Origin of the sequence: Klebsiella sp. JB_Kp042, from assembly GCF_040065275.1 — a bacterium.
Classification (GTDB): Bacteria; Pseudomonadota; Gammaproteobacteria; order Enterobacterales; family Enterobacteriaceae; genus Klebsiella; species Klebsiella quasipneumoniae.
The window spans coordinates 26,918-53,105 of sequence record NZ_JBEAJL010000099.1 but is presented as its reverse complement, the minus strand read 5'-3'; the positions used below and the strand labels follow the sequence as shown (position 1 = coordinate 53,105).

The following is a 26,188-nucleotide window of genomic DNA, read 5'->3' as shown; positions in this document are numbered from 1 at the left end:
GGCGCGAATCCTCTGAATCTCCTTTATTCCTCGCGAATGTGAAGGTCAGATGAGAGCGGGTGTCATTGTGTTCGGGAGCCTCTTAATTCAGCAGTACGCTCATAATCAGCAGCACGGCCATGCACATCGACATAATACTGATATCAACAATCATTCTGTACGACAAAAGCTCCAGCTAAACGGGTACGACGGCTATGTTAAAGCACGTATTATAGTGGTTAAAGATTGTACCCTGGCATACATTCACACGACAAACGTTTATTAGGCTGACGTGGCCTGAACTGCCGCCCCTGACCATGGCATCATGACGATACCTCGAGTACACCTGGCGCTTAGCGGAGCAACATGAGGATAGCTCATGTTGCAATGAATTTAAGTCGCTTTCCCTCCATCACCGACTCTGGCAAAAATAGACCCATTAACGAATCAACAACATTTACCGGTTGAAGCGCGCCAGGTCTGACTCTGCGTCGCCTGTGGAAAATACTCCTCTTATTCCGCTTTATGCCCGACACCAGGATGGACAATCGCCATGAATAACGAATTTACCTATACGATTAAGCGCAGCCGGTTTGATGAAAATTATAACCCTGCGGAAAATACGCGTATTACCACCAACTTTGCCAATTTGGCCAGAGGGGAGAGCCGTCAGGACAATCTGCGCAATACGTTAATCATGATGAATAACCGGTTTAATACCCTGGCGCACTGGGATAATCCCTACAACGATCGCTATGCGGTGGAACTGGATATTATTTCTGTCGAGATGAATATTGCTCAGGATGCCGCCAGTTTTCCGGTGATAGAGATCCTGCAAACGCATATTGTCGATAAAAAAACCGGTGAGCGCCATGCCGGTATCGTCGGCAATAACTTCTCTTCGTATGTGCGGGATTATGATTTTAGCGTGCTGCTGCTGGAGCATAATAAAGACCAGAACCGCTTCAGCGTGCCCGAAAATTTTGGCGAGCTGCACGGCAATATCTTTAAGGATTTCGTGCAGTCCAGCGCCTATAAGACCAGCTTCAGCAAGGCGCCGGTGATTTGCCTGAGCGTATCCAGCAAAGATGTTTACCGTCGCACTGGCAACGAACATCCGGTCCTCGGCATTGAATATGCCCAGGAAGGCGTCTCGCTGACCGAGCGCTATTTCAGCAAAATGGGGCTGCAGGTGCGCTATTTTATGCCAAAACATAGCGTCGCGCCGTTGGCCTTCTATTTTTCCGGCGATCTGCTCAGCGATTACACCAGCCTGGAGCTGATCGCGACCATCAGCACGATGGAGACGTTTCAGAAAATATACCGACCGGAGATCTACAACGCGAATTCTGCGGCGGGGCAATACTATCAGCCCAATCTCAATCACCTGGATCATTCCGTCACCAAAATTGTTTATGACCGGGAAGAGCGCAGCCTGTTGGCGATAGAGCAGGGTAAATTTACACAACAACATTTTATCAACCCGCACAAGACGTTGCTTGAGCAATGGTCTGCTAACTTCGCGCTTTGCTAAACCAAAATAAAAGGCTACTGATTATGAAAACATGGCTTCCGACATCGACCGCCGGCAGTTTACCGAAACCTTCCTGGCTGGCGCAGCCAGAGACCCTGTGGTCGCCCTGGAAACTGTCCAGCGAAGAATTACTGGCCGGCAAGCGCGACGCCCTGCGTTTGTCCCTCGACGACCAGCTGCGGGCCGGGATCGATATTGTCAGCGACGGCGAGCAAACGCGGCAGCACTTTGTCACCACCTTTATTGAGCACCTCAGCGGCGTTGATTTTGCCAAACGCGAGATCGTGAAAATTCGTAACCGCTATGAGGCCAGTGTTCCAACCGTGGTGGGCGCCGTGGAGCGCCAGAAACCGGTCTTCGTTGAGGACGCGCGCTATCTGCGTCAGCTCACCAGCCAGCCGATTAAATGGGCGCTGCCGGGCCCAATGACCATGATCGACACGCTGTATGACAACCACTATAAAAGCCGGGAAAAGCTGGCCTGGGAGTTCGCCAAAATCCTCAATCAGGAAGCGAAAGAGTTAGAGGCCGCCGGGGTCGATATTATTCAGTTCGATGAGCCGGCCTTCAACGTCTTCTTCGATGAGGTGAACGACTGGGGGATCGCCGCGCTGGAACGAGCCACCGAAGGGCTGAAGTGCGAGACGGCGGTGCATATCTGCTACGGCTACGGCATCAAGGCCAATACCGACTGGAAAAAAACGCTGGGCTCTGAGTGGCGTCAGTATGAGGAGGCCTTCCCGCAGCTGCAGAAATCGTCCCTCGATATTATCTCTCTCGAGTGCCACAACTCGCGGGTGCCGATGGATCTGCTGGAACTGATCCGCGGTAAAAAGGTGATGGTCGGAGCCATCGATGTGGCCAGCCATGCTATCGAAACCCCGGAAGAGGTGGCCGCTACCCTGCGCAAGGCGCTGGCGTTCGTCGATGCCGACAAGCTCTATCCGTCCACCAACTGCGGTATGGCGCCGCTGCCGCGCCAGGTTGCGACCGGCAAACTTCACGCCTTAAGCGCCGGCGCCGAGATCGTTCGCCGCGAGCTGGCGGCACAATAAGGCGGGCTGGCCTCCGTGCGCTTCTCCCGGTTAACTTCCTGAGCGGGCCGTTGCCCGCTCAGCGTCAGGTTGCCGCCAGCGGGCGGCAGATCGCCCGCAGGGCCACGGCGCTGCACAACGGAAACAGCGCCAGCAGAAGCCAGGGATAGACCGCCTGCGGCGAGGGGGTGAGCGCCTGGTCCAGCATAGGGCCGAGCAGCAAATTCCCGGCTAACACCGCGCAACCCCCCGCCGTGGCGAGCGCCCCGTAGTGGGCGCCCAGCGTCGACTCCCCGGCGAAAAGCGGGATCAGGTCCTTGGCTGAGGGCACCAGCAGCATCTGGCCGAGGGTGAGCAGCGTGACAAAGCAGGCCGACGGCAATAATCGCAGCCAGCCTTCGGCGGGCGACGAGGCGGCGAATAACGCCACGCTGACAAAAGAAGCCGACAGCAGCAGAAAGCCCACCGGCAGAATGCGCACGGCGCCAATACGTCGGGCGAAACGGGCGAGAGGAAGCTGCAGGGTAATAATCAATAGCGAGGCCAGCATAAAAAGCGGCGCCAGATCCTGCTCACGGCCGCCGGCGCGTTGGATCTCCACCGGCAGGGCGAGGTACAGCTGGTTATAGCTCAACAGCCATGAGCTGTAGGCGATAATAAACGCGACAAAGCGCGGCTGACGCAAAGGGGTCCACCACGGCACCCGGCTGCGCGTTTGTGTCCGCTGCCCGTCGGCGGGCAGACAGAAAAAGAGCACCAGCAGCGCCAGAAGAAATAGCCCCGCACCGGCGAGGGCGATATGCCGAAAGCCGATCCCGCTCAGCAGCCCTCCGGCCACCGGGCCGATAACCGCCCCCAGTTCACCGCACACCGCAAACAGCGCAAACCACTCGGCGCGGCTGCGTTTTCCGTTGGCCTGGCTGTGGGTACCGGTCCGCGCCAGCAGGGCCTCGATCGACGGAGAAAACAGCGCTCCGCCGACGCCGGTCAGGCAGGCGCCGAGGATAATAGGCTCCAGCGTTGTGCCGCACGCCAGCAGCAGATAGCCGGCGACGCGAACCACGCAGCCGGCGAGGATGATCGCCTTAGCGCCATAGCGGTCGGCCAGCGTCCCGCCGATGATAAACATGCCCTGCTGGGAGAAGGTGCGCAGCCCGAGGATCAGGCCGATAAGCCCGCCGGAGAGCAGCATCTCGTCGCGCAGGAAGAGGGCAAGGAAAGGGACGACCGCATAAAAGCCAATATTAAAAACGAACTGGCTTCCCAGTAAAACGGGAGGCCAGAGGGTCGCCACAGGGCGCAGGGAGAAGAGAGGCATATACGCCAAACCTAAACGATGAAATGAATGTGCTTTTTACCGTGGTACGGGGAGATCTCGATTTTGGTTTTCACCCGGAAAACGTCCCACAGCAGCGCTTCGGACAAAATCTCCTCCGGCGTCCCGCTGGCGAGGATCTGCCCCTGCTGCATCACGATCAGCGAATCGCAGAACATCGCGGCATGATTAAGATCGTGAATGGCCACAATGCTGGTCACCGGCAGCTCGCTGATCAACTGCATCAGCTGCATTTGATGGTGAATATCCAGATGGTTGGTGGGTTCATCCAGCAGGATCTCGCTCGGGTTCTGCGCCAGGGCGCGGGCGATATGCACCCGCTGCCGCTCGCCGCCGGAGAGGCTCAGCCATCCCTGGTCGCTTTTCTCCAGCATCGCCACCCGCTGCAGCGCGGCGGTGACCGCCTCGTCATCCTGAGCGCTCCAGTTTGAGAACGGTGAGTGGTGCGGAATACGCCCCAGGCGCACGACGTCGCGCACCCGCATATTGGCCTCGGTCATGCCGTGTTGCTCGACGAAGGCCACCCGGCGGGCGAGCTGCTTTTTCGCCATCCTGGCGATGTCCTGGCCGTCGAGGGTGACGCGACCCGCATCCGGGCGGCGCAGGCCCGCGAGAACCCGCAGCAGCGAGGATTTTCCGCAGCCGTTGGGCCCCAGCAGTCCCACCGTTTCGCCGCGCGACACCCGCAGTGAGACCGTATTGACGATGACCTTTTTGCCTGCCTTCCAGGTGATATTTTCAGCGCAAATACTCATCACTTATTCCTTGAGCGGTAGATAATCACGGCGAAGAAAGGCACCCCAACCAGAGCGGTCACCACCCCGACCGGCAGACTTTGCGGGGCAATCAGCAGGCGCGAGGCAATGTCCGCCAGCACCATCAGGATCGCCCCCGCCAGCGCGCTGGCGATCAGCAACGTCCGGTGCAACGGGCCAAAGAAGAAGCGCATCACGTGGGGCACCACCAGGCCGACAAAGCCGATCGAGCCGGCCATGCTGACGATGGTGGCGGTGATCACCGCCGCAGTAGTGAAGAGGATCAGGCGCACGCGCGGCACGGCAATGCCCAGCGAAGCGGCGGCATCGTCGCCGAAGGTGAACGCGTCCAGCGCCCGGGCATACCACAGGCAGACCGCCAGGCCCGCGAGAACCACCACCAGGACCAGCTGGAATTCGGGCCAGCGGACGCCGCTGAAGCTGCCCAGCAGCCAGAACATCACATCGCGCGCCTGCTGCGCGCTGGCGGAGGTGCTGATGGTGTAGGCCGTGAGAGCGTTAAATAACTGCGAGGCGGCGACGCCCGCCAGGATGGTGCGCTCATTGCCGCCGCGCGCGCCGTTGGTCAGAAAGGCGACAAAGGCGAAGGCGGCGAAGGCTCCGGCAAACGCCCCGGCGGAGAGGGAGATCGCCCCGGCGCCAAGGCCCAGCACCACGATTGATACCGCGCCGGTGGAGGCCCCGGCGGAGACGCCGAGGACGTAGGGCTCCGCGAGGGCGTTCTTCAGGAGGCTTTGCAGCACGGCGCCGCAGATAGCCAGGCCGGCGCCGCAGCAGGCGGCGACCAGGGCGCGGCTGAGGCGGAAATCCCAGATGACGCTCTCGTAGATACGATTGAGAGGCACCGCGGTTAAGCCGGTTTTATTGCTGATAGCGTAAAAGACGTTGTGCAGCGGGATGGGCAGTTCGCCAACGCTGACGCCTACCGCTATCACCAGCGCCAGCACGAACACTGCCACGACGCACCAGCCGGTGAGCAGCATGCTGCGGCGCGTCTGAAGCACGGCGACGCTCATCAGTTAAGCCCCATTTTTCTCAGCTGTTCGCCCACCTGTTCCGCGCCGTAGAGGGTGCGGATGGTCGGATTCATCGCCTGGCCGTCCATCACCACGATATGGCCTTTTTTCACTGCCTCCAGCTGGCTGACGGCGGGATCGCTTTTGAGGAATTTGATCTTCTCCTCGGCCTTATCCAGCGCCCAGCGGTTACGATCCAGGCTTGAGACCACGATCACGTCCGGGTTGGCGGCAATGATGCTCTCCCAGCTCACCGTGGGCCATTCGGTCTCGGCGGTAATGGCGTTATGTCCGCCCAGCACGCTGGCGATAAAGCCGGAGGCGCTGTTTTTGCCGCCGACATAGGCATCGGCCGACGGCGAGGCGCTGGAGAACCAGAAGACGAAGGAGAGATCTTTTTTGCTTTTACCGAACTCCTGACGCAGGTCGGCTTCACGTTTTTTGAAATCGGCGATCAGCGCCTGGCCACGATCTTCCACGTTGAAAATGCGGGCAAAATCGCTAATTTCCTGATACAGCCAGGTCATGTCCCACAGCTTCTGCCGGCTGCCGTACATATCGCCGGTAGCCTTTTTGGTGGCGCACATCCCCGGCGACACGTAGCTGTTCACGCCGACGGTCGCGAGATCTTCACGCTTGGCGACTTTGCTTTCCGGCCCCAGCAGCAGCGGCAACTGGGCGGGAACGAAATCGGGATTTTGCGCCAGTACGGATTCCAGGCTCGGGATTTCCACCGTCAGGGTTTTAATCTTCGCGTTTTGCTCAGCCAGCTGCGGTAATACCCTGGTCGGCCAGAAGGCGCTGGCCACCACCTGCTTTTGCAGCCCAAGCAGCAGCAGGATTTCGACCGTATTTTGCCCCAGCGCGACCACGCGCTCCGGCGGCCGGGTGAAGGTCTCCTGATAGCCACAGTTTTCAATCGTCAGGGGGTAGGTTGTTGCCAGCGCGGAACTGACGGCGGTGAACATCAAGCCTAACGCGCAGAGGACCTTCTTCATTAAACGCTATCCTTGTAAACAGGCGAGTGGATGACCAGCAAATGGAAGTAATGCAAATGAAACTCATTATTGAGGCGGGGTTTTATACAATGCCGTATTTACAGTGTCAATGAGTGACTATTTCAGCAGGGAAGGAGTTACCCGCGAGGCGGGTGGCTCAGCGCGCCAGTGGGCCGCGAATATACGCCTGCAACCCCTCGGCGAGGAAATCAAATACTCGCTTACAGGCGGGGCTATGGCGCAGGTCCTCATGCATCACCAGCCAGGTCTCGAGATACAGAGAAAAGTCGGCCGCCAGCACTCGCCGCAGGGGAATGATGCCGTCGGCAAGGGGCGCCTGGCAGATGCCGATCCCCGCCCCGGCGCGGATCAGGCTCAGCTGGGCGAGGTCGCTATCGGTGCGCATCGCGAACGCCTCGCGCTGGAAACGGGGGTAGCGCTCAAGCGCCCGGCGAACGAGGGGCGTGGCGCTGTCGAAACCAATCAGCGCGTGACCGTCAAGCTCCTCAGGCGTAGCGGGCCGACCCCGGCGGGTCAGATAGGCATCGGCGGCATGCAGCCCGAGCTCGATCCTGCCGAGACGCCGCGCGATAAGCTGCTCCTGCTGCGGAGCGACCATCCGCACCGCGATATCCGCCTCCCGGTGAAGCAGATCCTGAAACCGATTGGAGAGCATCAGTTCGATGACGATATTCGGGCACGCCTGCCTGAGCCGGGCAATCAGCGGCGGCAACACCTCGGCGCCGACCACCTCGCTGGCGGCCACGCGCACCACGCCACGCAGATCGGTTCTGTCGCGACTAAAGTTGGCCGCCGTGCGTGCCAGCGCCCGGGCGGTGTTGGCCATCGCCTCGGCGTGCACCCGCAGCGCCAGCGCCGCGTCGGTCGCCAGCAGGCCGGTCTGCGAACGGGTAAATAAGGCCTGGCCGAGGGCGGCTTCCAGCCCGGCGATATGGCGCCCCGCCGTCGGCTGGGTGATGTTCAAAGTGCGCGATGCGCCCGATAAAGAGCCTTCCTGCAGGACGGCGAGAAAGGTTCGGTACCACTCCCAGGGAATAGAGGTATTCATACAAAAATGTATAGCCGCTCGATGATGATATGCAATTTCATTTGATATGAGCGGCAGGTAGGCTGTCAAGCATCCATTAGCGAACGGGGAAAGACGATGAACAGCAGCGGCAAGGTCCTTATTCTGGGAGCAAGCGGGGGCATCGGCGGGGAAGTAGCCCGCCGGCTGGCGGCGGACAACTGGCAGGTTCGGGCGCTAAAGCGCGGCGCCCAGGTGCGCGATCCCGGAGAGGGGATGCAGTGGATAGCCGGCGACGCGCTGGATGCCGGGCAGGTGGCGGCGGCTGCTGCCGGTTGCGACGTGATCGTCCATGCGGTCAATCCGCCGGGATACCGGCACTGGCGGCAACAGGTACTGCCTATGCTGCGCAACACCCTGCAGGCCGCCGAACAGCAGCGGGCGTTAGTTGTCCTGCCCGGCACGGTCTATAACTATGGACCGGATGCCTTTCCGCTGATTGCGGAAGAGGCCGCACAACAGCCGGTGACCCGCAAAGGCGCCATCCGGGTGGAGATGGAGCAGGCGCTGGAGGATTATGTGCAGCGCGGCGGCCGGGCGTTGATTGTCCGGGCGGGGGATTTTTTTGGTCCGCGCGCCGGGAATAGCTGGTTTTCCCAGGGGCTGATCAGGCCCGGTCAGCTTCCCGGCGTCATTCGCCGCCCGGGGGCGATCGGCGTGGGGCATCAGTGGGCCTGGCTGCCCGACGTCGCCGCCACCATCGCCGCGCTGCTGGCCCGCAGGCATGAGCTTGAGCCGTTTGCCCGCTTACATATGCAGGGCCACTGGGACCCGGACGGCAGCGAAATGAGCCAGGCGATCCAGCGGGTGGTCGCCCGCTATGGCGGCAGGGCGGTAGTGAAGTCCTTTCCCTGGTGGCTGGTGAAGCTGGCGGCGCCCTTCAACGCCACCTTGCGCGAAATGGTCGAGATGCACTATCTCTGGCGTCTGCCGGTACGCCTGCGCAACGATAAGCTGGTGGCCTTTTTAGGCGCGGAGCCGCATACCCCGCTCGATCGTGCCGTACATATGACGCTGCAAGGCCTGGGCTGTCTGCCCGCCGGCGCGATAAATAATGAGGCGCGTGAGGCGTAACGCGGCGAGAGAGAGGATCAGGGCGGGGCGTTATTGTGACCAAATCATAATAACGTCACTCGTTGTCAAACGATAGCGATCGCATTAAGCTAAACGGATGACGAAAAATACCTCCACCCCAGCAAGCCGTGGCCCCCTTGACCACAGCGTTCGCGACCAGATTCTTGACGCGGCCATGGCGCACTTTAGTCGCTATGGCTATGAAAAGACCACGGTTACCGATCTCGCCAAAGCAATAGGCTTTTCCAAAGCCTATATCTACAAGTTTTTCGACTCCAAGCAGGCGATTGGCGAGGCAATCTGCGCCAGCCGGCTGGAGAAGATCATGGTGGCCGTCAGCGAGGCCATCGCCGATGCGCCCTCCGCCAGCGAAAAGCTGCGCCGCCTCTTCCGGGCGCTGACCGAGGCCGGCAGTGAACTGTTTTTCGAGGATCGCAAACTGTACGACATCGCCGCCGTCGCGGCGCGCGATAAATGGCCCTCAACGGAGCAGTATGCCGGTCATCTGCAGCAGCTGATTGGTCAAATTCTTGTCGAAGGCCGCCAGGCGGGCGAGTTCGAGCGCAAAACTCCGCTGGATGAGGCGACCCTGGCGGTCTATATGGTGATGTGTCCTTTCATCAACCCGGTGCAGCTGCAATACAATCTCGACACCGCGCCTACCGCGGCGGTGCTGCTTGCCTCCCTCATCCTGAGAAGTCTCTCCCCCTGATTAGTGACTATTGACTTTATTGGTCACTCGTCTGAGAATGCGCTCACCAACCGGTCTTTTCATTAAGGTGACCCATGCTCAGGCTCAACGCCGTCCATTTTGCCGTCTGCCTCCTGCCGCTGGCCCTCGCGGGCTGCGGCGAACCTGCCGACCATGACGATCCCCGCACGCGGCCGCCGCTGGTGCGGGTGGCCACTGTCGAGCGCGCGGAGGCCAGCTCGCGAGCCTTTACCGGCGTGGTGGTGGCTCGTACCCAAAGCGACCTCGGCTTCAGGGGGGCGGGAAAAGTCCTTGAACGGCTGGTAGAGACCGGGCAGAGCGTCCGGCGCGGTCAACTGCTGTTGCGCCTGGATCCGGCTGATCTTGCCCTGCAGGCGCAGTCCCAACAGCGGGCGGTCGACGCCGCGCGGGCACGAGCCAAAAAGGCGGCTAACGATCTTGCCCGCTATCGCGGCCTGGTGGCCAGCGGCGCCGTCTCGGCGGCGGAGTTCGATCAGATCAACGCGGCGGCAGAGGCGGCGAGAGCCGACCTCAGCGCGGCTCAGGCGCAGGCAAACGTGGCGCAAAACGCCACCGGCTATGCCGGACTGCTGGCGGACGCTGACGGCGTGGTGGTGGAAACGCTCGCCGAGCCGGGGCAGGTGGTCAGCGCCGGGCAGGTGGTGATCCGCCTGGCGCGGGCGGGGCAGCGCGAAGCCCGGGTGCAGCTTCCGGAGACGCTGCGCCCGGCGGTCGGCAGCGAGGCGCTGGCGACACGCTATGGCAGCGAATCTCAGCCGGTCACCGCAACCCTGCGCCTGCTTTCGGACGCGGCTGACGCCGCCACTCGCACCTTTGAAGCGCGCTATGTGCTGAACGGCGCGCTGGCGAACGCCCCGCTGGGGTCTACCGTAACCCTGCGCATCGGCAACGACCAGGGGCCAGGCGAGGTGCTGGAGGTGCCCCTGGCGTCGGTCTACGATCCGGGCAACGGCCCTGGCGTCTGGCGCGTTGCCTCCCGCCCGGCCACCGTCTCCTGGCAACCGGTGACGGTGGTCGGCCTGAATGATGAAACGGCGCGAGTGACCGGTCCGCTGAAGCCCGGGGAGCCGATCGTCGCTCTGGGCGCCCATCTTCTGCACCAGGGCGAGGCGGTGCGGCTGGCGGAACGACGCGAGCATACTGCCGCCGGGAGCCAGCCATGAGCGACGGACGTTTTAATCTCTCCGCGCTGGCCGTCCGCGAGCGGTCGGTGACCCTGTTTTTGATTATCCTTATTTCGGTCGCCGGGCTGGTGGCCTTCTTCGGGCTCGGGCGGGCGGAAGATCCGCCCTTCACGGTCAAGCAAATGACGGTCATTACCGTCTGGCCCGGCGCCACCGCGCAGGAGATGCAGGATCAGGTCGCCGAGCCGCTGGAGAAACGGCTCCAGGAGCTGAAGTGGTACGATCGCACCGAGACCTATACCCGCCCCGGGATGGCGTTAATCACCTTATCGCTGCAGGATCAGACCCCGCCTTCCGAGGTGCCGGAGCAGTTTTATCAGGCGCGCAAGAAGCTGGGCGATGAGGCGAAAAACCTGCCTGCCGGCGTCTCCGGTCCGATGATGAATGACGAATTCGCCGATGTCACCTTTGCCCTTTTTGCGCTGAAGGCGCGGGGAGAGCCGCCCCGGCAGCTGGTGCGTGATGCCGAAGCCCTGCGCCAGCAGCTGCTGCATGTTCCCGGGGTGAAAAAAGTGAATATTCTCGGCGAACAGGCGGAGCGCATTTATCTCGCGTTTTCTCATGACCGTCTTGCCACCCTGGGGCTCTCGCCGGAGGCGATTTTTGCCGCGCTGAACAATCAGAATGTGCTGACCGCGGCCGGGGCTATCGAGACCCGCGGCGGGCAGATCTTTATCCGCCTCGACGGGGCGTTCGACCGCCTGCAGCAGATCCGCGACACGCCGATAATTGCCGGGGGCAGAACGCTGAAGCTCGCCGATGTCGCCACGGTTGAGCGGGGGTATGAAGATCCCGCCACCTTCCTGATCCGCAATCAGGGCGAACCGGCGCTGCTGCTCGGCGTGGTGATGCGCGAGGGCTGGAATGGCCTGGCGCTGGGGAAAGCGCTGGATGCCGAAACGGCCAGCATCAATCAGAACCTGCCGCTCGGCATGTCGTTGACGAAAGTGACCGATCAGGCGGTGAATATCAGCGCCGCGGTCGATGAGTTCATGATCAAATTCTTTGTCGCCCTGCTGGTGGTGATGGCGGTGTGCTTTGTCAGCATGGGGTGGCGCGTGGGGGTGGTGGTCGCGGCGGCGGTGCCGCTCACCCTGGCCGTAGTGTTTGTGGTGATGGCGGCCACCGGCAAAAACTTCGATCGCATCACCCTCGGGTCGCTGATCCTCGCCCTGGGGCTGCTGGTGGATGATGCCATTATCGCCATCGAAATGATGGTGGTCAAAATGGAGGAGGGGTACGACCGCCTCAAAGCCTCGGCTTATGCCTGGAGCCATACCGCGGCGCCGATGCTGGCCGGCACCCTGGTGACGGCGGTGGGCTTTATGCCCAACGGGTTTGCGCAATCCACCGCCGGGGAGTATGCCGGCAATGTGTTCTGGATCGTCGGTATCGCGCTGATTGCCTCCTGGATTGTGGCGGTGATCTTTACCCCCTGGCTGGGCGTGCACCTGCTGCCGGAGAGGAAATCCGCGGCGGCGGGCCACGCCGCGCTGTATGACACCCCACGCTATCAGCGCTTTCGCCGGCTGCTGACCCGGGTTATCGCCCGCAAATGGCGCGTGGCCGCCGGGGTGGTGGTGCTGTTTATGGTGGCGTTACTGGGAATGAGCGTGGTGAAAAAGCAGTTTTTCCCCACCTCCGATCGCCCGGAAGTGCTGGTTGAGGTGCAGATGCCTTACGGGTCGTCGATTATTCAGACCAGCGCCGCGACGGCGAATATTGAGCGCTGGCTGCAGCAGCAGCCGGAGGCGAAGATTGTCACCAGCTATATCGGCCAGGGCGCGCCGCGCTTTTACCTGGCGATGGCCCCGGAGTTGCCGGACCCCTCCTTTGCCAAACTGGTGGTATTGACCGACGGCCCGGCCTCTCGCGAGGCGCTTAAGCTGCGGCTGCGGGAGGCGGTGGCCAATGGCCTGGCGCCGCAGGCGCGGGTGCGCGTCACGCAGCTGGTTTTTGGTCCTTATTCGCCGTATCCGGTCGCCTGGCGGGTAATGGGGCCCGATCCGCATACCCTGCGCGACATCGCCGATCGGGTGAAATCGGTGCTGCAGGCCAGTCCGCTGATGCGCACCGTCAATAGCGACTGGGGTTCGCGCGTGCCGGTGATGCATTTCAGCCTCAATCAGGACCGGCTGCAGGCGAGTGGGCTCAGCTCCCAGGCCGTCGCCCGGCAGCTGCAGTTCCTGCTGTCAGGGATCCCCATCACCACCGTCCGGGAAGATATTCGCGCCGTGCAGGTCATCGGCCGCGCGGCGGGGGATATCCGTCTGGATCCGGCGAAAATCGCCGATTTCACCCTGGTGGGCAGCGACGGGCAGCGAGTTCCCTTGTCGCAGATCGGTGAAGTCGAGATCAGGATGGAAGAACCCCTGCTCCGTCGTCGCGACCGCACGCCGACCATTACCGTCCGGGGCGATGTCGCGGATAACCTGCAGCCGCCGGATGTCTCCACCGCGCTGATGACGTCGCTGCAGCCCATTATCGACTCCCTGCCGCCGGGGTATCGCATCGAGACGGCGGGGTCAATCGAGGAGTCCGGCAAAGCCACCCGGGCGATGGTGCCGTTATTTCCGATCATGATCGCCCTCACGCTGCTGATCATTATCCTGCAGGTGCGCTCCCTGTCGGCGATGGTCATGGTCTTCCTGACCGCCCCGCTGGGGCTGATTGGCGTGGTGCCGACGCTGCTGCTGTTCAATCAGCCGTTTGGCATCAATGCCCTTGTGGGCCTGATCGCCCTGTCGGGGATCCTGATGCGAAATACGCTGATCCTGATTGGTCAAATCCACCATAACCAGCAGGCGGGGCTCGATCCGTTCCACGCGGTGGTGGAGGCGACGGTGCAGCGAGCCCGTCCGGTTCTGCTGACCGCGCTGGCGGCGATCCTGGCGTTCATTCCGCTGACGCATTCGGTTTTCTGGGGGACGCTCGCCTATACGCTGATTGGCGGGACGCTGGGGGGAACCATCATGACCCTTATCTTCCTGCCGGCCATGTATGCGATCTGGTTCCGCATCCGCCCGGAGCGCCCGGCTGACGCAGCGCAACGGCCGGCGCTGGACCCGCAGGGGTAATTTCGGTTGCCGGGTCAAGGCACGCGGTCAGGCCCGGCCCCGGGCTGCGTCAGGCAGATAAGGATACCGGGACCGCACGGCTGCGCTGTTGATCTTTTTCCAGCCGGTCGAGGCAATCGAGGCTGATGGCCGAGGGGGAGGTGGCGCCGGTGAGGGTCATGGTGACCTTCATATCCTCGGCAAATAAGCGCAGCAGGCGCGCCACGCCCGCTTCGCCCGCGGCGGCCAGGGCATAAATATAGGCCCGACCAAGCAGGACCCCCTTCGCGCCGAGGGCGAGCAGGCGAATAACGTCCACGCCGGAGCGCACTCCGGAGTCGGCAAGGACCGTCAGATCGTCGCCGACCGCCTCCGCCACCCGCGGCAGCGCCCGGGCGGTGGGGATGGCGCCATCGAGCTGTCTGCCGCCGTGATTGGAGACCACAATGCCGTCGGCGCCCAGCCGCACGGCATTGCGCGCATCCTCGGCATCAAGGATCCCTTTGATGATCAGCTTTCCTGGCCAGCTGTCGCGGATCCACTCCAGATCGTGCCAGGCGATGGACGGGTCGAAGTTGTTGCTGATAAACCCCATATAGTCGTCCATGGTCATTTTGTGGCCGGTATAGGCTTCGATATTACCGAACGACAGAGGCCTGCCCGCCAGGCCGACGTTCATTGCCCAGCGCGGGTGGGTGCAGGCCTGAAGATACTGTCGCAAGGTGGCGTGCGGCCCGGACATTCCTGAGCGGTTGTCCCGATACCGTGAGCCGGGGATCGGCATATCGACAGTGAATACCAGGGTTTTCATGCCGGCGGCCCAGGCGCGTTCCAGCGCGTTACGCATGTAGCCGCGATCTTTCAGGACGTACAGCTGGGACCAGAGCGCGCCGCTGGCGTGGCTCGCCACCTCCTCAATGGAGCAGACCGACACGGTGGACAGCGTGTAAGGGATCCCGGCGCGGGAGGCGGCGCGGGCCGCCTGGACTTCGCCGCGGCGGGCATACATGCCGGTGGCGCCGACCGGCCCCAGCGCCACGGGCATCGCCCATGGGGCATCAAGGATGGTGGTGGCCAGCGTCGGTTCACCCGCCCCGCACAGCACGCGCTGGCGAAGAGCGACCGAGGCGAGCTCGGCGGCATTGGCGTTCATGGTATTTTCCGCCACCGCGCCACCGTCAATATAGTCAAAAAGGAAACGGGGCAGACGGCGACGAGCGGCTTCGCGATAATCGCTGGGGGCTGAAACAATCATAATTATATCCTTATGTCTTTTAACCTAAGTGGATGTTCTGCAGGCAAAAAAACTATAGGCTTCTTAAAATCGTTGGGGAAATGAAATATTAGCATCTCAGCCATTCCCTAATGGAATAATCTGGATTTGTCGCTTAATGAGTTATTTCTTTTTTTGCCTCAGGCACGCGCGTTATTTTTATTTATTTCCGCGACGCGTGAATTCGGCCAAATAAAAGACCCGACGTGGTGCGACAGCGTTATGCGCTATCGCCATAGCAAGGAAGCGTGGTCAACTCGGCGCCTGCCTTTTCCAGCAGGCGTAAAGAAAGTGAATTTGAAATGGAGCAGTGGCTATCTTTTGCTAGCCTTTCTGATGAGGACAGACGGAGCGACACCATGAAAGATAAAGATGAACAAACGGCATTGATTGGCATGGCTATCGGCGCGGCGGTCATTAGCTTAGTGGCGACCCAAAAGCAGATTAATCAGGGGAGTATCGTGGATGAGCTGGTGCAGCTGGGCAGACAGAAGGGGGATGGGGTGGAGGATGAGGTCTTTGTCCAGGCCGCCCGCCTGGTGAGAAAAGGGACCTAGCCAACCGATAGCCTTCCTGACTACCCGTTTCATCGCGGTTTACATCCCCCCCGATCGCGGCCACGTCCCCGCCAGGCCGCGACCGCCCCTGCCGAAAGCGTCGCGCCTTGACGCTTTCTTCTCACGCTTTCTCATTCCGCAGGCCAGCGCCTGTTCAGCGCGCATGGCCGCTTAGTGACGTCGTCACTTTTTCCGTTTCTGCGCCAGGGTGAATCAGGAAGGTGGTCTGCTGCTATCGCATAAATCGGTATTTTCGATACATCTTTGCCATTGCGTGCGGTAACAGCACAATATCAGAATAACATATTATAAATCATATGATTAGGTTCGACTTGCGTACCCTGATAATCCCCGGGCAAGGGTCTATGCTTATAAAAAGCGCTAAATGAGGCAATACCCCTGCTGGAGAAGGGTTGAAGTGATAATCATTATCACTAACATGGCGGTATGCCTTGATGGCGCCAACCTGGAGGTCTATCGATGGAAGTACAAGCAGGAACCTTTAATCCCGCCGATTTCAGCTGGCAGGGACTGACCATGACGCCGGCCGCTGCCGCGCATATTCGCGATCTGATGCGTAAGCAGCCGGACAAAAAGGGGCTACGGCTGGGTATCAAAACCAGCGGCTGCGCCGGTTTTGGCTATGTGCTCGAAATGATTGCCGAGCCGGCGCCCGACGATCTGCTCTTTGAATCTGACGGGGCGAAGCTGTTTGCGCCGCTGCAGGCGATGCCGTTCATTGACGGCACGGAGCTGGATTACGTCCGGGAAGGTTTAAATGAAATCTTTAAATTTCATAACCCGAAAGCGCAGCACGAGTGCGGCTGCGGCGAAAGTTTTGGGGTGCAGGCGGAGTAACTATGTCGCGTAATACTGAAGCAACAGACGATGTCAAAACCTGGACCGGCGGCCCGCTCAACTATAAAGAGGGCTTTTTCACTCGCCTGCAGACCGATGAGCTGGCCAAAGGCATTAATGAAGAGGTGGTTCGCGCCATCTCCGCCCGCCGCAATGAGCCGCAGTGGATGCTGGAGTTCCGGCTCAATGCCTACCGGGCGTGGCTGGAGATGGAAGAGCCGCACTGGCTGAAGGCGCATTACGATAAGCTGAATTATCAGGATTACAGCTACTATTCCGCCCCCTCCTGCGGCAACTGCGATGAGACCTGCGCCTCCGAGCCCGGCGCGGTGCAGCAGACCGGGGCCAACACCTTCCTGACCAGCGAGGTGGAAGAAGCCTTTAACCAGCTGGGCGTGCCGGTGCGCGAAGGGCGCGAGGTGGCGGTGGACGCGATATTCGACTCGGTGTCGGTGGCGACCACCTACCGTGAAAAGCTGGCGGAGCAGGGGATCATCTTCTGCTCTTTCGGCGAGGCGATCCACGACCATCCGGAACTGGTGAAAAAGTATCTCGGGACCGTGGTGCCGGGCAATGACAACTTCTTTGCCGCGCTGAACGCCGCGGTGGCTTCGGATGGCACCTTTATCTATGTGCCGAAGGGCGTCCGCTGTCCGATGGAGCTGTCGACCTATTTCCGCATCAACGCCGAAAAGACCGGCCAGTTTGAACGCACCATTCTGGTGGCCGATGAAGGCAGCTACGTCAGCTACATTGAGGGCTGCTCGGCGCCGGTGCGCGACAGCTATCAGCTGCACGCCGCGGTGGTGGAAGTCATCATTCATAAAGACGCGGAAGTGAAATACTCCACGGTGCAGAACTGGTTCCCGGGGGATAACAACACCGGCGGGATCCTCAACTTTGTCACCAAGCGCGCCCTGTGCGAAGGGGAGAACAGCAAAATGTCATGGACCCAGTCGGAAACCGGCTCGGCCATCACCTGGAAATACCCCAGCTGCATCCTGCGCGGCGATAACTCGATCGGCGAATTCTTTTCGGTGGCGCTGACCAGCGGCCATCAGCAGGCGGACACCGGCACCAAAATGATCCATATCGGCAAGAACACCCGCTCGACCATCATCTCGAAAGGGATCTCCGCCGGACACAGCCAGAACAGCTATCGCGGGCTGGTCAAAATCATGCCGACCGCGACCAACGCCCGCAACTTCACCCAGTGCGATTCGATGCTGATCGGCCCGGACTGCGGGGCGCATACCTTCCCGTATGTGGAATGTCGCAACAACAGCGCCCAGCTGGAGCACGAAGCGACCACCTCGCGGATCGGTGAAGACCAGCTGTTCTACTGCCTGCAGCGCGGGATCAGCGAAGACGATGCCATCTCGATGATCGTCAACGGCTTCTGTAAAGACGTCTTCTCCGAACTGCCGCTGGAGTTCGCCGTCGAAGCGCAAAAATTGCTGGCCATTAGCCTTGAGCATAGCGTCGGCTGATAATTAAGGAAAAAAGATGTTAAGTATTCAAGATTTACACGTCGCCGTCGAAGATAAAGCGATCCTGCGCGGGCTGAACCTTGCGGTGCGTCCGGGGGAGGTCCACGCCATTATGGGGCCGAACGGCTCGGGGAAAAGTACGCTTTCGGCCACCCTGGCCGGGCGCGAAGATTACGAGGTCACCGGCGGCAGCGTCGAATTTAAGGGCAAAAACCTGTTGGAGCTCGCCCCGGAAGATCGCGCCGGGGAAGGCATCTTTATGGCCTTCCAGTATCCGGTGGAGATCCCCGGCGTCAGCAACCAGTTCTTCCTGCAGACCGCGCTGAATGCCGTGCGCAGCTATCGCGGCCAGGAGCCGCTGGATCGCTTCGACTTTCAGGATTTAATGGAAGAGAAAATCAGGTTGCTGCAGATGCCGGAAGATCTGCTGACCCGTTCGGTGAACGTGGGTTTCTCCGGTGGCGAGAAAAAGCGCAACGACATTCTGCAGATGGCGGTGCTTGAGCCGGAGTTGTGCATTCTCGATGAATCGGATTCCGGGCTCGACATCGATGCCCTGAAAATCGTCTCCCAGGGCGTGAACGCGCTGCGCGACGGCAAACGCGCCTTCATCATCGTCACTCACTATCAGCGCATCCTTGACTATATCAAGCCGGACTATGTCCATGTGCTGTATCAGGGGCGGATTGTGAAGTCGGGGGATTTCACTCTCGTCAAACAGCTGGAGGAGCAGGGCTATGGCTGGCTTACCGAACAGCAGTAATGCGCTGCAGCAGTGGCACCATCTGTTTGAAGCGCAGGGCGACCAGCGTACGCCGGAGGCCAGCCAGCATCTGCAGCAGCTGTTGCGCCTGGGTCTGCCGACGCGCAAGCAGGAGGACTGGAAATACACCCCGCTGGACGCGCTGATTAACGGCCGCTTCGTCGCCGATGAGGGAGCATCGATCAGCGCCGAACAGCGTGACGCGCTGGCGCTGCCGCTGGACGCCTGGCGACTGGTGTTTATCGACGGTCGCTATCATCCTGAGCTGAGCGACGATCTCGCCGCCAGCGGCGTGGAGGTCAGTGTCGATAACCAGCGCCAGCATCTGCCGGATGCCCTCCAGCCGGAGGTGTTTCTCCATCTGACCGAAAGCCTGGCGCAGACGGTGACCCGCCTGCGCGTGCCGCGCAACCGCCGCCTGGATAAGCCGCTGCTGCTGATGCATATCACCCGCGGCCTGGCCGGCGATGCGCTGAATACCGCTCACTATCGTCACCACCTGGCGCTGGAGAGCGGGGCGGAGGCGACGATTATCGAGCACTTTCTTAGCCTTGATGAGCAACCGCACTTCACCGGCGGGCGGCTGACCATGACGGTGGCGGACAACGCGCGCCTGCAGCACATCAAGCTGGCGTTCGAGAACGCGCACAGCTACCACTTCGCCCATAACGACCTGCTGCTGGGCCGCGACGCCTCGGCTTTCAGCAGCAGTTTCCTGCTCGGCGGTCAGGTGCTGCGTCATCACACCAGCACGCGTCTGGGCGGCGAAAACAGCGACCTGCGTCTTAACTCGCTGGCGATGCCGGTGAAAAATGAGGTCTGCGACAGCCGCACCTGGCTGGACCACCAGGTGGGGTACTGTACCAGCCGCCAGCTGCACAAAACCATTGTCAGCGATAAGGGCCGGGCGGTGTTTAACGGGCTGATCAACGTCGCGCCGCATGCGCTGAAAACCGACGGCCAGATGACCAACAACAATCTGCTGCTCGGGCGGCTGGCGGAGGTCGACACCAAACCGCAGCTGGAGATTTACGCCGATGACGTGAAATGCAGCCACGGGGCGACGGTAGGGCGTATTGACGAAGAACAGCTGTTCTATCTGCGCTCGCGCGGGATTGAACAGCAGGCGGCGCAGCAGATGATCCTCTACGCCTTCGCCGCCGAGCTTACCGAAGCTATCCGCAGCGACGCGCTCAGAGAGCAGGTGCTGGCGCGGATTGGAGAGCGTTTGCCGGGAGGCACAGCATGACATTTTCAGTAGAACGGGTTCGCGCCGATTTTCCGGTACTGAGCCGGGAGGTCAACGGCCAGCCGCTGGTCTATCTTGACAGCGCCGCCAGCGCCCAGAAACCGGAGGCGGTGATTGGCGCCGAAGCGGAATTCTATCGCCACGGCTACGCGGCGGTGCATCGTGGGATCCATACCCTCAGCGCGGAAGCCACCGCGCGGATGGAGGCGGTGCGCCAGCAGGCGGCCATCTTCCTTAACGCCGGCTCGGCGGAGGAGCTGGTATTCGTGCGCGGCACCACCGAGGGCATTAACCTGGTGGCCAACAGCTGGGGAAACGCCAACGTCGGCGCCGGGGATAACATCATCATCAGCGAGATGGAGCACCACGCCAACATCGTACCGTGGCAGATGCTCTGCGCCAGGGTAGGGGCTGAGCTGCGGGTGATCCCCCTCAACCCGGACGGCACCCTGCAGCTGGACGTGGTTCCCGGGCTGTTTGACCAGCGTACCCGCCTGCTGGCGATAACCGAAGTCTCCAACGTGCTGGGGACGGAAAACCCGCTGTCGGCGCTGATTGCCCTTGCGCATCAGCATGGCGCGAAAGTGCTGGTGGACGGCGCCCAGGCGGTGATGCACCACCCGGTGGACGTTCAGGCGCTGGGCTGCGATTTTTATGTCTTCTCCGGCCATAAACTGTACGGCCCGACCGGGATCGGCGTGCTCTACGCCCGGGCCGAGCTGCTGCAGACAATGGCGCCATGGGAAGGGGGCGGGTCGATGATCGCCACCGTCAGCCTGACGGAGGGCACCACCTGGAACCAGGCGCCCTGGCGCTTTGAGGCCGGCACGCCGAATACCGGGGGGATCATTGGCCTCGGCGCGGCGCTGAGCTACGTCAGCCAGCTGGGACTGACCCAGATCGCCGAATACGAGCAGACGCTGATGCACTACGCGCTGGAGGCCCTGCGCGCGGTGCCGGATCTGATCCTCTACGGTCCGGCGCAGCGCAAAGGGGTGATTGCCTTTAACCTCGGCCAGCATCACGCCTATGACGTCGGCAGCTTCCTCGATAACTACGGGATCGCCGTGCGGACCGGGCATCACTGCGCCATGCCGCTGATGGCCCGCTATCAGGTACCGGCCATGTGTCGGGCGTCGCTGGCGATGTACAATACCACGGAAGAGGTGGACCGCCTGGTGGCCGGCCTCCAGCGGATCCACAAACTATTAGGGTAAAGGACGTGACGATGGCGGCATTACCGGACAAAGACAAACTGTTGCGCAATTTTAGCCGTTGCGCCAACTGGGAAGAGAAGTATCTCTATATCATTGAGCTGGGCCAGCGGCTGCCGCCGCTGAGCGCCGAGGAGCACAGCCCGCAGAACATTATTCAGGGCTGTCAAAGCCAGGTGTGGATCGTGATGGCGCAGGATCCTTCCGGCGTTGTCACCCTGCGCGGCGACAGCGATGCGGCGATTGTCAAAGGGCTGATTGCGGTGGTGTTTATCCTTTATGACCGGATGACCGCCCAGGACATCACCGAGTTCGACGTCCGCCCGTGGTTTGAAAAAATGGCCCTCACCCAGCATCTTACCCCCTCCCGCTCGCAGGGCCTCGAAGCCATGATCCGCGCGATACGCGCGAAAGCCGCAAATATTAGCTAGAATAAACAGGTAGATTTCATTCTGTTACGTCCGGCAGGGCGCTGACCCTGCCGCCGTTCAGTCTCCTGGCGTTTTATCAGCGAAAGAAGGAATCTCAGTATGAAACGCAAAACGATGATCGCTTTAGCCCTTCTCGGCGCCCTTGGCGCCTCACCGGCCGCCTGGGCCGTCGATTACCCGCTGCCTCCGGCCAACAGTCGGCTTATTGGCCAGAACCAGTACTGGACGGTTCAGGAGAGCGATCGCAACCTGCAGGCGATTGCCCGCCATTTCGATACCGCGGCGATGCTGATCCTTGAAGCCAACGATACCATCGCGCCGGTGCAGCCGAAGCCCGGGACCCAGGTGCTGATCCCTTCTCAGATGCTGCTGCCCGACGTGCCGCGGGAGGGGATTGTCGTCAACCTCGCGGAGCTGCGGCTGTACTACTTCCCGCCGGGAGAGAATCAGGTCCAGGTTTATCCCCTGGGCATCGGCCAGTTAGGGCTGGAAACGCCGGAGATGACCACCCGCGTCGGGCAGAAGATCCCTAACCCGACCTGGACACCCACCGCCGGCATCCGCGCGCGCTCGCTGGAGAAAGGGGTGACGCTCCCGGCGGTGGTGCCGGCCGGGCCGAATAACCCGCTGGGCCGCTATGCGCTGCGTCTGGCCTACGGTAACGGCGAATATCTCATCCACGGGACTAACGCGCCGGACAGCGTTGGGCTGCGCGTCAGCTCGGGCTGTATGCGGATGAACGCCGATGACATCAAGGCGCTGTTCAGTCAGGTGAAAACCGGGACGCCGGTGCGGATCATCAATCAGCCGGTGAAGTTTGCCGTCGAGCCGGATGGTAAACGTTACGTAGAGGTCCACAGGCCGCTGTCGCAGACGGAAGGGGAAAACACCCGGACCATCGCTTACACGCTGCCAGCGGCGTTTCACGCCTTCGCTGAGGATAAAGCGGTGGATGACCTGCAGCTGAAAAAAGCGATGTCGAGAAGGGCGGGCTATCCGGTGGTGGTATCGACGGGGGCGGGTAGCGCGGCGACGTCGCTGTCGGCGCAGAACAGTTCGTCTGACAACGGCCTGCTCACCCAGTAGCCCTCAGCGCGAGGGCAAAAAAAATGGCGCACAGAGTGCGCCATTTTTATTACCAGAACTCTTACTTACGGTAAGAGTGAGCCTGGTTGTCCAGACGCTGGTTAGCGCGAGCTGCGTCGTCTTTAGCAGCCTGAACGTCGGAACGCATTGCGTTCACGTCGTTGCTCAGCTGGTCAACTTTAGCGTTCAGAGTCTGAACGTCAGAAGACAGCTGATCGATTTTAGCATTGCTGGAGCAACCAGCCAGCAGAGTAGAACCCAGGATTACCGCGCCCAGTACCAGTTTAGTACGATTCATTATTAATACCCTCTAGATTGAGTTAATCTCCATGTAGCGTTACAAGTATTACACAAACTTTTTTGGGATGAGAATATTTTTTTTACCTGAACGCACTTATTTTTGATCGTTCGCTCAAAGAAGCATCGAATTGGTCAAAATCGCTGAAAAAGGCGAGTGAAAACAGCGCGCTTCCATCGGATTCATCTTAGATAATCTCTTATTAAATAGTAAATTCCGATTTGCATTTTTAATAGGAAGAGCTAGTCGATGAATAAAAAAAAGCGCCCCGAGAGGCGCTTTATTAAAAAAAAACCAATTAACCTGTAAATTATTACAGCACGTGCACGGAAGCGGTATTAGTGGTGCCGCTCGGGACTAATGCGCCAGAGACCATCACCACCACGTCGCCTTTGCGCGCGAGGCCGCTCTTCAGCGCCAGATCTTTACCCAGGTGATAGAAATCATCCGTAGAGGCAATCTCTTCCACCAGCTGCGGCACAACGCCCTTGCTCAGCACCAGCTGGCGAGCAGTGGTTTCGTTGGTGGTCAGCGCCAGGATGGTGGCATCCGGGAAGTATTTGCGCACAGCGCGTGCGGATTTACCGCCCTGGGTGGCGACCACGATCAGCGGCGCTTCCAGTTTCTCAGCGGTTTCTACCGCGCCGCGGCACACCGCTTCGGTGATGCGCAGTTTACGGTTGTCGTTGTTGAAATCCAGACGGCTGGTCATGACGCGGTCGGTACGTTCGCAGATGGTCGCCATGATGGTGACCGCTTCCAGCGGGTATTTACCTTTCGCCGATTCGCCGGACAGCATTACCGCATCGGTGCCGTCGAGGATGGCGTTGGCCACGTCGCCGGCTTCAGCGCGGGTCGGACGTGGGTTTTTGATCATGGAGTCCAGCATCTGGGTCGCGGTGATAACCACTTTGCGCGCGCGGATACATTTTTCGATGATCATTTTCTGCGCGAAGATAACTTCTTCAACCGGGATCTCAACGCCCATGTCGCCACGAGCAACCATGATGCCGTCAGAGGCTTCGAGGATTTCGTCGAAGTTGTTCAGGCCTTCCTGGTTTTCGATTTTGGAGATGATCTGGATGTTTTCGCCGCCGTGGGCTTTCAGGTGCTCACGGATCTCGACGACGTCGGAACGCTTACGGATGAAGGAGGCCGCGACGAAGTCCACGCCCTGTTCGCAACCGAAGATCAGGTCCTGTTTGTCTTTTTCCGCCAGCGCCGGCAGGGCGATAGAGACGCCCGGCAGGTTCACGCCTTTGTTCTCGCCAAGGTCGCCGTTGTTCAGCACTTTACAGATAACTTTGTTGCCTTCGATAGCGGTCACTTCCATGCCGATCAGGCCATCGTCCACCAGAACGGTGTTGCCGACGCTCAGGTCGGAGGTGAAGCCTTCATAGGTTACCGCAACGATTTCGCTGTTGCCGATGACCGATTTATCGGTGGTGAAGGTGAAAGTCTGGCCCGCTTTCAGGGAGACGTCGTTGCCGCCTTCCAGCTTGATGGTACGAATTTCCGGTCCTTTGGTGTCCAGCAGAATAGCGGCTTTCTTACCGGTTTTGCTCATCACATTGCGCAGGTTCTGGATGCGCTGACCGTGTTCCGCATAGTCACCGTGGGAGAAGTTCAGACGCATCACGTTCATGCCGGCTTCCAGCATTTTGGTCAGCATCTCTTCAGATTCGGTTTTCGGACCGATGGTGCAAACAATTTTGGTCTTTTTCATGACAGTTTTAGTCTTTAAGTTGTGAAGGATATGGAATTCTCGCTCCGCGGGCGCACTGCCGGGGAGCCAAACCTGTATTACGAAAGTTGCTAAGCCACGCCCTAAGGATAGGTGACAACCCCGAAGCGTGCAGAAGAATGTGTGCTGGCGGTTCAGCCCATGAAATGTGGCAAGGTGTTATGCGTTTTATCATGCAGTCCAATGCGCTGAAACCATTCAAGAAAGAATCGAAGCGCATTATACGCTGGCGAAATCAAAAAGGAAAATAAAAACCTCGTTTCAAATTATGGACAAAACGCGTAACAAAACCGGCACGTTATGCATAAAACTATGCAACACATTTTTTCATCAGGCGGGATGAAAAGGGGCGGCGGAAAGGGAATTTTCTCCCGTCAAGAGGCGGTAAAATGCGCCATTGACCCGGTAACGGGAGGATGATTTGCGTTGCCGGAAAAATCTATCAATAATGATTTGATTGATAATGAGAAAATGCGAGCCAGACTCAATGGGAAATAAAGCGAAAGACGACGAGCTGTACCAGGAAATGTGCCGCGTGGTGGGCAAAGTGGTGCTGGAGATGCGTGACCTTGGCCAGGAGCCGAAACACATTGTCATCGCCGGCGTGCTGCGCACCTCGCTGGCGAACAGCAAAATCCAGCGTTCACCGCTCACCGAGGAGGCAATGGCGAAGGTCATTCACGCCCTCTCCGGACACTGACGCCTTTCGCCGGCGGGTCAGGAAATCACGAAGCGGACCACCGCCCGGACGGCAATGTCGCAGTGGTGGGCCACCATCGCTTCATCGTCAATGGCGGGCAGCGGATCGTCAAGGTACAGACTGCTGAAGGTGTAGAAATTCGACACCTGATAAAAGCTAAAGCTGCTGATTAACCGGTGCACATCGCGCGCTTCCAGCCCCGCCTGAAAGACCCCCTGCTGCTGGCCGCGCTGCAAAATGTCTTCCAGAATCGACAGCGCGGTACGATTCAGCGGCTTCAGCTCTCCCGAGGTCTTCAGCCACTTGCCGCGCTGCATGTTCTCCATGCAAATCACCCGCATATAGTCCGCGTGGGTGGCGTGATAGCGCACGCTCCAGCGCACCAGCCGCACCAGCGCCTCTACCGGCGGCACATTCTCCAGCCCCAGCTGCTGCTCGGTTTCGCGGATCCGCGCATACACATGCTGCAGCACCTCCTGATAGAGCTGCTCTTTGCTTTTGAAGTAGTAGACCACCATGCGCTTGGTGGTCTGCGCCTCGGTGGCGATCTGCTCCATGCGGGCGCCTGACAGCCCGTGTTCGGCAAAGACGGCGATAGCGGCGCTGAAGATCCGCTCCTTCAGAGATTGTGCTTCATCATGAGCAACGGCGGTCATGGCAACTCCTTTTTCTTGGGTGACAAAAAATACACATAATGATCACAATTTAGCAACCTGGT

25 protein-coding genes and 1 pseudogene are annotated in these 26,188 nt (G+C 60.2%); 16 read left to right on the top strand and 10 right to left on the bottom strand.

The window, feature by feature from the left end; genetic code table 11:
* Positions 1-532 precede the first annotated feature (532 nt).
* Complete coding sequence (locus tag ABLV54_RS20605) at positions 533-1,513, top strand: DUF1852 domain-containing protein (protein WP_032453251.1); 981 nt, start codon at positions 533-535, stop codon at positions 1,511-1,513.
* A gap of 23 nt (positions 1,514-1,536) precedes the next feature.
* The gene (locus tag ABLV54_RS20600; protein ID WP_023290096.1) at positions 1,537-2,568 is read left to right on the top strand and encodes a methionine synthase; all 1,032 of its coding nucleotides are present in this window, start codon (positions 1,537-1,539) and stop codon (positions 2,566-2,568) included.
* A 64-nt stretch (positions 2,569-2,632) separates the two neighbouring features.
* Here ABLV54_RS20600 and ABLV54_RS20595 read toward each other — a convergent pair whose 3' ends face one another.
* The 5 genes from ABLV54_RS20595 to ABLV54_RS20575 form a co-directional block, all read right to left on the bottom strand.
* A complete protein-coding gene (locus ABLV54_RS20595) occupies positions 2,633-3,865 on the bottom strand; it encodes an MFS transporter (protein ID WP_226566135.1) in 1,233 nt (410 codons plus the stop codon).
* Positions 3,866-3,876: 11 nt separating this feature from the next.
* The gene (locus ABLV54_RS20590; RefSeq protein ID WP_023290094.1) at positions 3,877-4,638 is read right to left on the bottom strand and encodes an ABC transporter ATP-binding protein; all 762 of its coding nucleotides are present in this window, start codon (positions 4,636-4,638) and stop codon (positions 3,877-3,879) included.
* Complete coding sequence (locus ABLV54_RS20585; protein WP_032453250.1) at positions 4,638-5,675, bottom strand: iron chelate uptake ABC transporter family permease subunit; 1,038 nt, start codon at positions 5,673-5,675, stop codon at positions 4,638-4,640. The genes ABLV54_RS20590 and ABLV54_RS20585 overlap by 1 nt, the downstream gene beginning before the upstream one ends.
* On the bottom strand, positions 5,675-6,673 hold the full coding sequence (locus ABLV54_RS20580) for an ABC transporter substrate-binding protein (RefSeq protein ID WP_032453249.1): 999 nt from the start codon (positions 6,671-6,673) through the stop codon (positions 5,675-5,677). Before ABLV54_RS20580 ends, ABLV54_RS20585 begins: the two co-directional genes overlap by 1 nt.
* A 157-nt stretch (positions 6,674-6,830) precedes the next feature.
* Complete coding sequence (locus ABLV54_RS20575) at positions 6,831-7,742, bottom strand: LysR family transcriptional regulator (RefSeq protein WP_023290091.1); 912 nt, start codon at positions 7,740-7,742, stop codon at positions 6,831-6,833.
* A 96-nt stretch (positions 7,743-7,838) separates the two neighbouring features.
* Here ABLV54_RS20575 and ABLV54_RS20570 point away from each other — a divergent pair, with 96 nt between their 5' ends.
* The 4 genes from ABLV54_RS20570 to ABLV54_RS20555 all read left to right on the top strand — a co-directional run bounded on the left by ABLV54_RS20570 (position 7,839) and on the right by ABLV54_RS20555 (position 13,828).
* A complete protein-coding gene (locus ABLV54_RS20570) occupies positions 7,839-8,834 on the top strand; it encodes an NAD-dependent epimerase/dehydratase family protein (protein WP_226563554.1) in 996 nt (331 codons plus the stop codon).
* Between the two features lie 97 nt (positions 8,835-8,931).
* Positions 8,932-9,546, top strand: a complete 615-nt coding sequence (locus ABLV54_RS20565) for a TetR/AcrR family transcriptional regulator (protein WP_065805468.1) — start codon at positions 8,932-8,934, stop codon at positions 9,544-9,546.
* 74 nt (positions 9,547-9,620) lie between these two features.
* Positions 9,621-10,730: an efflux RND transporter periplasmic adaptor subunit gene (locus ABLV54_RS20560; RefSeq protein ID WP_348814217.1), complete on the top strand. Its 1,110-nt coding sequence runs from the start codon at positions 9,621-9,623 to the stop codon at positions 10,728-10,730.
* A complete protein-coding gene (locus ABLV54_RS20555) occupies positions 10,727-13,828 on the top strand; it encodes an efflux RND transporter permease subunit (RefSeq protein ID WP_226563553.1) in 3,102 nt (1,033 codons plus the stop codon). Before ABLV54_RS20560 ends, ABLV54_RS20555 begins: the two co-directional genes overlap by 4 nt.
* A gap of 49 nt (positions 13,829-13,877) precedes the next feature.
* On the opposite strand, the gene lldD is transcribed toward ABLV54_RS20555, so the two are convergent.
* On the bottom strand, positions 13,878-15,062 hold the full coding sequence (gene lldD / locus ABLV54_RS20550; RefSeq protein WP_060592545.1) for an FMN-dependent L-lactate dehydrogenase LldD: 1,185 nt from the start codon (positions 15,060-15,062) through the stop codon (positions 13,878-13,880).
* 289 nt (positions 15,063-15,351) lie between these two features.
* Positions 15,352-15,441: pseudogene (locus ABLV54_RS20545) on the bottom strand (hypothetical protein); the annotation flags it as partial.
* Here ABLV54_RS20545 and ABLV54_RS20540 point away from each other — a divergent pair.
* From ABLV54_RS20540 to ABLV54_RS20505, 8 genes are all read left to right on the top strand, one after another.
* On the top strand, positions 15,440-15,637 hold the full coding sequence (locus ABLV54_RS20540) for a hypothetical protein (RefSeq protein ID WP_226563552.1): 198 nt from the start codon (positions 15,440-15,442) through the stop codon (positions 15,635-15,637). The pseudogene ABLV54_RS20545 and the gene ABLV54_RS20540 overlap by 2 nt on opposite strands.
* A 480-nt stretch (positions 15,638-16,117) precedes the next feature.
* Positions 16,118-16,495 (top strand): Fe-S cluster assembly scaffold SufA, encoded by a 378-nt coding sequence (sufA, locus tag ABLV54_RS20535; protein ID WP_004143232.1) that lies wholly within the window; start codon positions 16,118-16,120, stop codon positions 16,493-16,495.
* A gap of 2 nt (positions 16,496-16,497) precedes the next feature.
* Complete coding sequence (gene sufB, locus ABLV54_RS20530; protein WP_023290077.1) at positions 16,498-17,985, top strand: Fe-S cluster assembly protein SufB; 1,488 nt, start codon at positions 16,498-16,500, stop codon at positions 17,983-17,985.
* A gap of 16 nt (positions 17,986-18,001) precedes the next feature.
* Positions 18,002-18,748 carry a Fe-S cluster assembly ATPase SufC gene (sufC, locus tag ABLV54_RS20525; RefSeq protein WP_048335957.1) on the top strand — a complete coding sequence of 249 codons (747 nt, stop codon included), beginning with the start codon at positions 18,002-18,004 and terminating at the stop codon, positions 18,746-18,748.
* Positions 18,723-19,997 (top strand): Fe-S cluster assembly protein SufD, encoded by a 1,275-nt coding sequence (gene sufD / locus ABLV54_RS20520; protein WP_226563551.1) that lies wholly within the window; start codon positions 18,723-18,725, stop codon positions 19,995-19,997. Before sufC ends, sufD begins: the two co-directional genes overlap by 26 nt.
* Positions 19,994-21,214, top strand: coding sequence for a cysteine desulfurase SufS (sufS, locus tag ABLV54_RS20515; protein ID WP_226563550.1), 1,221 nt, complete (start codon positions 19,994-19,996; stop codon positions 21,212-21,214). The genes sufD and sufS overlap by 4 nt, the downstream gene beginning before the upstream one ends.
* Positions 21,215-21,225: 11 nt before the next feature.
* Positions 21,226-21,642: a cysteine desulfuration protein SufE gene (gene sufE / locus ABLV54_RS20510; RefSeq protein WP_023290073.1), complete on the top strand. Its 417-nt coding sequence runs from the start codon at positions 21,226-21,228 to the stop codon at positions 21,640-21,642.
* Positions 21,643-21,741: 99 nt separating this feature from the next.
* Positions 21,742-22,728 carry a L,D-transpeptidase family protein gene (locus tag ABLV54_RS20505; protein WP_060592553.1) on the top strand — a complete coding sequence of 329 codons (987 nt, stop codon included), beginning with the start codon at positions 21,742-21,744 and terminating at the stop codon, positions 22,726-22,728.
* Positions 22,729-22,789: 61 nt separating this feature from the next.
* Here the strand turns inward: ABLV54_RS20505 and ABLV54_RS20500 are convergent, their stop codons facing one another.
* Both ABLV54_RS20500 and pykF read right to left on the bottom strand, forming a co-directional pair.
* Complete coding sequence (locus tag ABLV54_RS20500) at positions 22,790-23,026, bottom strand: major outer membrane lipoprotein (protein ID WP_002908860.1); 237 nt, start codon at positions 23,024-23,026, stop codon at positions 22,790-22,792.
* Positions 23,027-23,339: 313 nt separating this feature from the next.
* A complete protein-coding gene (gene pykF, locus ABLV54_RS20495) occupies positions 23,340-24,752 on the bottom strand; it encodes a pyruvate kinase PykF (protein ID WP_023290071.1) in 1,413 nt (470 codons plus the stop codon).
* A gap of 137 nt (positions 24,753-24,889) precedes the next feature.
* On the opposite strand from pykF, the gene ABLV54_RS20490 reads away from it, so the two are divergent.
* Entirely contained in the window at positions 24,890-25,021 is a 132-nt protein-coding gene (locus tag ABLV54_RS20490; protein ID WP_032428887.1) for a hypothetical protein, read from the top strand.
* A gap of 236 nt (positions 25,022-25,257) precedes the next feature.
* Complete coding sequence (fumD, locus tag ABLV54_RS20485) at positions 25,258-25,470, top strand: fumarate hydratase FumD (RefSeq protein WP_004203074.1); 213 nt, start codon at positions 25,258-25,260, stop codon at positions 25,468-25,470.
* A 17-nt stretch (positions 25,471-25,487) separates the two neighbouring features.
* On the opposite strand, the gene ABLV54_RS20480 is transcribed toward fumD, so the two are convergent.
* Positions 25,488-26,126, bottom strand: coding sequence for a TetR/AcrR family transcriptional regulator (locus ABLV54_RS20480; protein ID WP_023290070.1), 639 nt, complete (start codon positions 26,124-26,126; stop codon positions 25,488-25,490).
* Positions 26,127-26,188 lie beyond the last annotated feature (62 nt).

What these genes read in the sequence shown, in the direction of transcription:
- ABLV54_RS20540 (WP_226563552.1), top strand. Translation starts at nt 15,440, where the DNA reads ATGAAAGATAAAGATGAACAAACGGCATTGATTGGCATGGCTATCGGC.
- pykF (WP_023290071.1), bottom strand. Translation starts at nt 24,752, where the DNA reads ATGAAAAAGACCAAAATTGTTTGCACCATCGGTCCGAAAACCGAATCT.
- ABLV54_RS20570 (WP_226563554.1), top strand. Translation starts at nt 7,839, where the DNA reads ATGAACAGCAGCGGCAAGGTCCTTATTCTGGGAGCAAGCGGGGGCATC.
- ABLV54_RS20500 (WP_002908860.1), bottom strand. Translation starts at nt 23,026, where the DNA reads ATGAATCGTACTAAACTGGTACTGGGCGCGGTAATCCTGGGTTCTACT.
- sufE (WP_023290073.1), top strand. Translation starts at nt 21,226, where the DNA reads ATGGCGGCATTACCGGACAAAGACAAACTGTTGCGCAATTTTAGCCGT.
- sufC (WP_048335957.1), top strand. Translation starts at nt 18,002, where the DNA reads ATGTTAAGTATTCAAGATTTACACGTCGCCGTCGAAGATAAAGCGATC.
- ABLV54_RS20480 (WP_023290070.1), bottom strand. Translation starts at nt 26,126, where the DNA reads ATGACCGCCGTTGCTCATGATGAAGCACAATCTCTGAAGGAGCGGATC.
- ABLV54_RS20600 (WP_023290096.1), top strand. Translation starts at nt 1,537, where the DNA reads ATGAAAACATGGCTTCCGACATCGACCGCCGGCAGTTTACCGAAACCT.
- ABLV54_RS20555 (WP_226563553.1), top strand. Translation starts at nt 10,727, where the DNA reads ATGAGCGACGGACGTTTTAATCTCTCCGCGCTGGCCGTCCGCGAGCGG.
- sufA (WP_004143232.1), top strand. Translation starts at nt 16,118, where the DNA reads ATGGAAGTACAAGCAGGAACCTTTAATCCCGCCGATTTCAGCTGGCAG.
- ABLV54_RS20580 (WP_032453249.1), bottom strand. Translation starts at nt 6,673, where the DNA reads ATGAAGAAGGTCCTCTGCGCGTTAGGCTTGATGTTCACCGCCGTCAGT.
- ABLV54_RS20585 (WP_032453250.1), bottom strand. Translation starts at nt 5,675, where the DNA reads ATGAGCGTCGCCGTGCTTCAGACGCGCCGCAGCATGCTGCTCACCGGC.
- ABLV54_RS20605 (WP_032453251.1), top strand. Translation starts at nt 533, where the DNA reads ATGAATAACGAATTTACCTATACGATTAAGCGCAGCCGGTTTGATGAA.
- lldD (WP_060592545.1), bottom strand. Translation starts at nt 15,062, where the DNA reads ATGATTGTTTCAGCCCCCAGCGATTATCGCGAAGCCGCTCGTCGCCGT.
- fumD (WP_004203074.1), top strand. Translation starts at nt 25,258, where the DNA reads ATGGGAAATAAAGCGAAAGACGACGAGCTGTACCAGGAAATGTGCCGC.
- ABLV54_RS20490 (WP_032428887.1), top strand. Translation starts at nt 24,890, where the DNA reads ATGTGTGCTGGCGGTTCAGCCCATGAAATGTGGCAAGGTGTTATGCGT.
- ABLV54_RS20505 (WP_060592553.1), top strand. Translation starts at nt 21,742, where the DNA reads ATGAAACGCAAAACGATGATCGCTTTAGCCCTTCTCGGCGCCCTTGGC.
- sufB (WP_023290077.1), top strand. Translation starts at nt 16,498, where the DNA reads ATGTCGCGTAATACTGAAGCAACAGACGATGTCAAAACCTGGACCGGC.
- sufS (WP_226563550.1), top strand. Translation starts at nt 19,994, where the DNA reads ATGACATTTTCAGTAGAACGGGTTCGCGCCGATTTTCCGGTACTGAGC.
- ABLV54_RS20590 (WP_023290094.1), bottom strand. Translation starts at nt 4,638, where the DNA reads ATGAGTATTTGCGCTGAAAATATCACCTGGAAGGCAGGCAAAAAGGTC.
- sufD (WP_226563551.1), top strand. Translation starts at nt 18,723, where the DNA reads ATGGCTGGCTTACCGAACAGCAGTAATGCGCTGCAGCAGTGGCACCAT.
- ABLV54_RS20560 (WP_348814217.1), top strand. Translation starts at nt 9,621, where the DNA reads ATGCTCAGGCTCAACGCCGTCCATTTTGCCGTCTGCCTCCTGCCGCTG.
- ABLV54_RS20595 (WP_226566135.1), bottom strand. Translation starts at nt 3,865, where the DNA reads ATGCCTCTCTTCTCCCTGCGCCCTGTGGCGACCCTCTGGCCTCCCGTT.
- ABLV54_RS20575 (WP_023290091.1), bottom strand. Translation starts at nt 7,742, where the DNA reads ATGAATACCTCTATTCCCTGGGAGTGGTACCGAACCTTTCTCGCCGTC.
- ABLV54_RS20565 (WP_065805468.1), top strand. Translation starts at nt 8,932, where the DNA reads ATGACGAAAAATACCTCCACCCCAGCAAGCCGTGGCCCCCTTGACCAC.